A 6,811-nucleotide genomic window follows, 5' to 3' on the forward strand; every position below is an offset into this window, starting at 1 on the left:
GCGCAATCGGGCCGACATCAGTGTCTTCGCTGGTCGGATCGCCGACCTTCAGTTTCGACATGCGATCCTTCATCAGCTCGGTCATCTCGTCATAGACAGAGCCCTCGACGATGATCCGCTTGGCCGCGATGCAGGACTGGCCGGCATTGATGATGCGCGACAGGGTCAGCGTATCAGCGGCTTTTTCGAGATCGGCATCGGCGAGCACGATGGACGGATCGGACCCGCCAAGCTCGAGCACAGCCGGCTTGATCGCGGCACCGGCCGCCGCCGCAACCTTTGAGCCGCCGCGCGAGGAGCCAGTAAACGAGACCCCGCGCACCCGACTGTCGCGGATCACGTCTTCGACGTCCGGGGTCTTCAGATAGAGCGCCTGGAACAGACCGTCCGGCGCGCCAACCTCGCGAAAGCAGGATTCGATCGCCTCGGCGCAGCCTGGCACATGCGGGTCATGTTTCATCAAGCAGGTATTGCCCGCCATCAGAGACGGTGCGGCAAACCGGAACGCCAGCCAGAAGGGGGCATTCCAGGGCAGGATGCCGAGGATCGGGCCGAGCGGCAGATGCTGCACATAGGACAGGCTCGCATCCGACTCGATCACTTCGCGTTCGAGATAGCCCTCGGCATGGTCCGCATAGTGTTCGGCGCACCAGGCCGACTTGTTGACTTCGCCGACAGATTCCTTCTTCGGCTTGCCCATCTCCTCTGTCATGACAGGGCCGAGCGTATCGACATTGTCGCGCATATATTTGGCGACCGCTTTCAGAAGGTCGGCGCGCTCCGAATAGGATTTCGCGCGCCAGTCCCTGAACGCCTTCTGCGAGGCAATCAGCTTGTTCTCGACGCCGGTCGAGGTGTCGGTGTCGACTTTGCGAACAGTTTCGCCTGTTGCCGGGTTCACGGCTTTCAGCATGGGAATCTCCTGGTCGGACGGCCGGCTATTGCGCTGCGGCCCGTCCGTTCTTCGTTTCTGGTTTTGGTTTGCTGGCAGGGGCCTTGGCAGGCGCCTTCAACGTGAATTCCTCGGGCAGGTCGAAGAAGCTCTCGCAGCCGTCTTCGGTGACATGGAACGTGTCGGAAATCCCGACCGTCTTGTCGCCATCGACGCCCCAGACCCACGGAATGACATGGAAGGTCATCCCTTCTTTGAGGATCTGCGGGTCGCCCTGCATCAGGCTGAGAATATAGCCCTCATCCCAGCTTGGCGGGAAGGCGATGCCGATCGAATAGCCGGACCGCGTAATCAGCGAGCCGCCATGCTGGCCGTCATTCACGATATCGCGCACAATCTTGTCTGCGTCGGAGACGGTCAGCCCCGGCTGGACCGCCTCGCGTAGCTCTTTCAGCGCCTTCTGCATCTGGCGCTCGGCGCTCTTCATGGACGAAGAGAGCTCATCCTGCATGACGACAGTCCGCATCATCGCGGTGTGGTAGCGCCGGTAGCAGCCGCCCACCTCAAGGAAGACGTGTTCGCCCTCCTGGACGGTACGGCCTTCCCAGGTCGCGTGACCGATCATCGAGCGCGGACCTGACGTCACATAGGGCATGACGGCCGGCGGTTCGCCGCCTGCTTCGAACATGGCCGCAGAAATCGCCGCGCCGATCTCATTCTCGGTGACACCCGGCTTTGCAACCTCGATCCCGGCCTTCATGCCGGCCTGTGTCGCCCGCGCCGCCTTCTTCATGATCTCGATTTCCGGCTTCGATTTGACCATCCGGCCTTCTTCGACAATGCCGAAACAGTCGATCAGGCGGCCTTTGGTATAGGCCGAGTGGATACGGTCCTGCTGATAGGCTGGCAGAAAGTAGGAGTTCCGCTCATACCCGATCGTGCAATTGTTGAGGCCGAACTCGCGGAAGCTTTCGATCAGGGTCTGGATGGCGTCGCCATTATCGGCAAACGGGCGTGTCTTATCTACCCAGGTGCGCGCATGGACGTTCGACTCCTCCATCTTCCGCGTAACCATGTAGCAGTCGCCGTTCTGTGGCACGACAAGTGCCTGGAAGAAGGAATAACCGGTCGTCTGATAGTCAGTCATGTACATGATGTTCTCGGGGTCCGAGATCACCACGGCATCGAGCCGGCGATCCTTCATCCGCTCGCGCAAGCCTTCGAGGCGCCGCACATATTCTTCGTGCGGGAAGGTCATGTCATCGCGTTGCCTCATGCGGGCACCAGCACGCTTTGCATGGCCTTTTCGAGAAGATCGAGCCCTTCATTGAGATCGCTGTCCTCAATGGTCAGCGGCGGGATGAGCTTGATCACGCGCCCTTCCGAACCGCAGCCACCGACAAGCAGCCCGGTCTGGAAGCATTCAGCCACCACCTTCTTGGCAAAAGCGCCATCCTGGGTGTCGATGCCCTGCATCATGCCCTTGCCGCGAACCTCCATGCCAGGGCCCGCCATCTTCTTCAGGCGGTCTTCCATGATCTCGCCCTTGCGGCGCACATCCTTCAGGAAGCTGTCATCCTTGAAGTATTCCATCGCCACCTTGCCGGCGACGAAGGAAATGCCCTGGCCGCGGAAGGTGCCGGTGTGCTCGCCGGGGGACCAGTGCTTGTCATATTCGGGCTTGTTGAGGTTCATCGCCATGGGCGTGCCGAAGCCGCCGATGCCCTTGGCGAGCGTGACGATGTCCGGGTCGAGATCCATACCGTCAAAGCTGAAATAGGATCCGGTCCGGCCGCAGCCGGCCTGGATATCATCAAGGATGAAGAGCGCCCCACGGTCACGGGCGAACTGGCGGATTTCCTTCAGCCATTTCTCGTCGGCCACGTTCACGCCGCCTTCGGCCTGGATCGGCTCGACCAGAATGGCGGCCGGCGCTTCATAGCCGGAGGACGCATCCTTGTAGGTCTCTTCCATGCCTTCAAGCGGGTGGCCGAACGGAAGACGGTCAACATAGTGCAGCGGCACGCCAGCGGCGTTGCGGAAGTAGGCGTTCGCGGTCGCTGCGAGCGAGCCGAGCGTCATGCCGTGGAAGCCGTTGGTGAAGGCAATGATCCGGTTGCGCCCGGTCGCCTTGCGGGCAAGTTTCATGGCAGCCTCGACCGCATTGGTGCCGGTTGGGCCCATGAACTGGATCTTATGGTCCCAGCCGCGCGGCTTCATGACGGTTTCGATGAAAGCCTTGAGGAATTCGCGCTTCGTGGTCGTCATCATGTCGAGGCTGTGGGGAATGCCGTCGGACTGGAAGAAGTCGACGATGGCTTCCTTCATTTTCGGGTTGTTGTGTCCGAAGTTCAGCACGCCGGCCCCGGCAAAGAACTCGATATACGACTTGCCGCCTTCATCGGTCAGTCGTGCATTGGAGGCTGACTTGAAGACGGTAGGGTAGGTCCGGGCATAGCCTCTGACATTTGATTCCCAGCGTTCGAAGAGTTCCATGTTCAGTGTCCTTTGCGGTTGAGCCGCTCGGCAGCGGCCTCAGGTCTGTTGAGCTGTTGAGTTATCGGGCAATGGCGCCCCTGCGAGGCGCGCATAAATCCGGGTGACGATAGGCAGGAGCCGGTCATTGAAGTCATAGCGCGGCGAATGGCAGGGCTCGTGATGCCCCTGGCCATCATCGGCGCCAATCAGGGCAAAAGCGCCGGGCAGTTCCTTGAGGTAGTAGGAAAAGTCCTCAGACGCCATGATCGGCAAAGGCAACTGGTCAAACTGCCAGTCGGCGCCGAGATCAGCGGCTATCGCTGCGCGCATTTCGCCGGCCTGGTCGCCATGATTGATGGTTGCGTCATAGCGCGGGAAGATTTCGACATCGGCCTTCACACCATAGGCGGCCGCCTGCGCGGTCGCGATTTCGGTGATCATCTGGTCGATCCGCGCGCGGTCTGACGGATCCGCGATCCGGATGGACCCTGCAAGCTTCGCGCTGTCAGGTATCACCGTCTCGCCGCTTGGCGCTTCGATGGAGGTGACGCTGACCACGGCGGCATTCTGAGGCGTGATGCGCCGAGCAATAATCTGCTGCAGCGCCATCGTCACGGCAGAGGCTGCCAGCACAGGATCGCGCGTGTTCTCAGGCTGGCTCGCATGCCCGCCCGCGCCTTGGAGCGTAATGCGGAACGTCCCATTGCCCGCCATCACAGCGCCGTCGGGGCAGACCGCCTTGCCGAACGCGATCGCCGGCCAGTTATGCCAGCCAAAGATCGCGTCGAGCCCTTCGAGCGCGCCATCCTCGATCATCTTTTTTGCGCCATGGCCGCCCTCTTCTGCCGGCTGGAACAGCAGCGTAACAGGCCCCGGAAGCTTGTCTTCATTGGCTTTCAGCCAGGTCGCTGTCGACATCAGCGCCGCCGAATGCCCGTCATGCCCGCAGGCATGCATGCAGCCATCATGGGTCGAGCTATAGTCCCGGCCCGAGGCCTCGTTGATCGGCAGGGCGTCAATGTCTGCGCGCAGGCCAACATGGCGTCCCGGCGCGTCCTTGGCGAGTTTCGCGACCGTACCAGTCCCGGCGCAGGCGCGCCATTCAATACCGAGCGCATCAAGCCTGCTGCGAATTCGCGCTGCCGTCTGCTCTTCTTCCCAGGGGAGTTCGGGATGCTGATGAAGCTCCCGCCGAAAGCTGATGGCATCCGCCATCACATCGTCCCAGCCCATCTGCTGGCCGCGGCGCAGAGCCTCAGCGTCTTCAATTCTCATTGTTTGAGCGTATCAGCTCACGCCATCTATTCAATGGCCACCCTGCGCGCAGTCGCTAGCCGGCAAACCTTGCCCATGTTTTCGAGCCTCATGCCTACAAATCGGACACAATCTCTTTCAAATCATCGAGATAGGGCTCGAACTTCCGCCATTGCTCAAGGCCTGAGCGGTTGATCGGCTGGCGGACCTGTTCGGAGCTGGCGGTGCGTACGGCGCGGTCTGTCTTGTGAAAGTCGAGGCAGGCCTGTTCGAAGGGCAGCGCGCAATGATCGAGGATGCGCCGCACCTCGCCTTCCAGATCATCAACCACATCCTCATGCTGGACGCGCAGCACCTTGCCGGGCAGGACGGCATCCCAATGGTCCATCAGCTTCACATAGAGCCGGTAATAATGGCCGATATCTTCTAGGCTGTAGGAAAACTCCTGACCTTCGGCGAAGAGCTGCTTGAAGCCTGAGAAGCAGCATGCCATCGGCTCGCGCCGTGCGTCGATGATCTTCGCATTGGGCAGGATCAGCTGGATGAGCCCGATATGCCGGAAATTGTTTGGCATCTTGTCGGTGAAGAAAGGCGCGCCCTGGCGGTGGATCGCCGTATTGGCGATATAGTCCTCGCCAAGCGCTTTCAGCTCCTCATCGGGCAGTTCATGCAGGATACGTGGATAGCGGTCCCTGTCCGAGATCTGCTGGCGCCCGCGCAAGCGATGCGCGAGCGAGAGGATGTTGGGCAGCTCGAGCGTGCCATCGACCTGGCTATGGCTGGCCAGGATCTGCTCGATCAGCGTCGAGCCGGCGCGCGGCAGGCCGACGATGAAGATCGGTGCCGGATCATCATGGCCTACCCCTGCCCGGTTCTCGAACAGGTCTTTCGTGCAATGGGTGGTCTGGCCCTCGACCTCGGCTTCCATCTGCTCGGTCGTATAGCGGACCTGCGTCTTCTTCAGCGCATTACCCTGGGAATAAGCCTCGAAAGATGCGCCATACTCGCCGGCATCCTCCAGCGCCTTGCCCCGCGCAAAAGCAATATGGACCCGACCCATGAAGTGCAAATTCGGATCCTGGAGCGCGGCCTGCATCGCGGCGATCTCGTCGGCGCTGAACGTATAGGTCTTGAGATTGGCAAGCGCATACCAGGCGTCGCCATGCAGCGGGGTCACAGCGACCGCGCGCCTGTAGGACGTGATCGCCTCATCGGTCTGGCCGGCCGTCTTCAGCGCATGGCCGCGCGAGGTCAGCGTTGCGAGATCGTCCGGCATGTCCGCCAGCACCTCGTCAAAGATTTCCAGCGCCTCGTCATAGCTGCCGGCCTGCATCGCCTCGATGGCATAGAGCGACTTGAACACCGGATTATCCGGATCACGCTCGAGCAATGTGCCCGCTTCAGCCAGCGCGGCCTCATATTTCTGGCGCTTGCGCAGCACCTGTATCCGGTCGATGCGCAGCTGCGGATTCTCCGGCTCAAGCTCCACGGCCGTCTCGAGCAGGAAGTCTGCATCCTCATGCACGCCGAGCCGCGAGCCGATATCAGCCAGAAGCCGCATGCCTTCGACATGGCGCGGATGCTTCTGCATGAAGGCGCGCGCAATCCTCTCGGCATGGATGATCCGGCCTTCATGGATATAATTCGTCACCGCCAGCAGCTCCGGCGGCAGCGTCTTCAGCCGGTCGGCCTGCGCGCGGGCATGGGCGGCTGCCTCGGCGCGTCCTGAGGCTGAAAGGATTTCCGCCTGCGCCGTCCAGCTCGCCACCAGGGCGGGATTGTAGCGTGTCGCGCGCTGAAAGGCGCCGAGCGCCCCATCGACATCGCCGGTCTTGCGCCGCAAATGACCCTCCTCCTGGAAGGCCCGGCCAAAGTCCGGCGCGGCGCGCTTCAGCCGGTCGAGATAGGCGAACGCGCTGTCGGTATCATTGAGGTAGCGCGCAGACGCGGCCGCCATATAGAGCGCGTCCTGATGGCCCGGCTCGCGCGCAAGAACCTCGCCCAGAAGGCTCGCCGCCTCCTGGAATTTGCCCGCCTGCATCAGGCTGCGCCCCTGTTTGAGCGTATCTGCAGAATCCATCGCCTCGGTCATAGTGTCCATTCAATAGCAATGCAGCGCCCCGAGTAAACGGAGCGCTGCACTTCAGTTCGGTCTGATAGAGGCCGGACTAGTAGTCGTATTTAATA

5 protein-coding genes are annotated in these 6,811 nt (G+C 61.4%); all 5 read right to left on the minus strand.

Features of this window, described 5'->3' with window-relative positions; genetic code table 11:
- Positions 1-913, minus strand: a 913-nt coding sequence (locus WA989_RS03280) for an aldehyde dehydrogenase family protein (RefSeq protein WP_424339094.1), incomplete at its 3' end; no start/stop codon positions are given.
- Between the two features lie 25 nt (positions 914-938).
- Positions 939-2,168 carry an ectoine hydrolase gene (gene doeA, locus WA989_RS03285; RefSeq protein ID WP_424339095.1) on the minus strand — a complete coding sequence of 410 codons (1,230 nt, stop codon included), beginning with the start codon at positions 2,166-2,168 and terminating at the stop codon, positions 939-941.
- On the minus strand, positions 2,165-3,388 hold the full coding sequence (locus tag WA989_RS03290; protein ID WP_424339096.1) for an aspartate aminotransferase family protein: 1,224 nt from the start codon (positions 3,386-3,388) through the stop codon (positions 2,165-2,167). Before WA989_RS03290 ends, doeA begins: the two co-directional genes overlap by 4 nt.
- A 39-nt stretch (positions 3,389-3,427) precedes the next feature.
- Positions 3,428-4,645 (minus strand): N(2)-acetyl-L-2,4-diaminobutanoate deacetylase DoeB2, encoded by a 1,218-nt coding sequence (doeB2, locus tag WA989_RS03295; RefSeq protein WP_424339097.1) that lies wholly within the window; start codon positions 4,643-4,645, stop codon positions 3,428-3,430.
- Positions 4,646-4,739: 94 nt separating this feature from the next.
- Positions 4,740-6,716, minus strand: a complete 1,977-nt coding sequence (locus WA989_RS03300; protein WP_424339098.1) for a tetratricopeptide repeat-containing sulfotransferase family protein — start codon at positions 6,714-6,716, stop codon at positions 4,740-4,742.
- Positions 6,717-6,811 lie beyond the last annotated feature (95 nt).

The organism is Henriciella sp. (genome assembly GCF_049649345.1).
GTDB lineage: Bacteria > Pseudomonadota > Alphaproteobacteria > Caulobacterales > Hyphomonadaceae > Henriciella.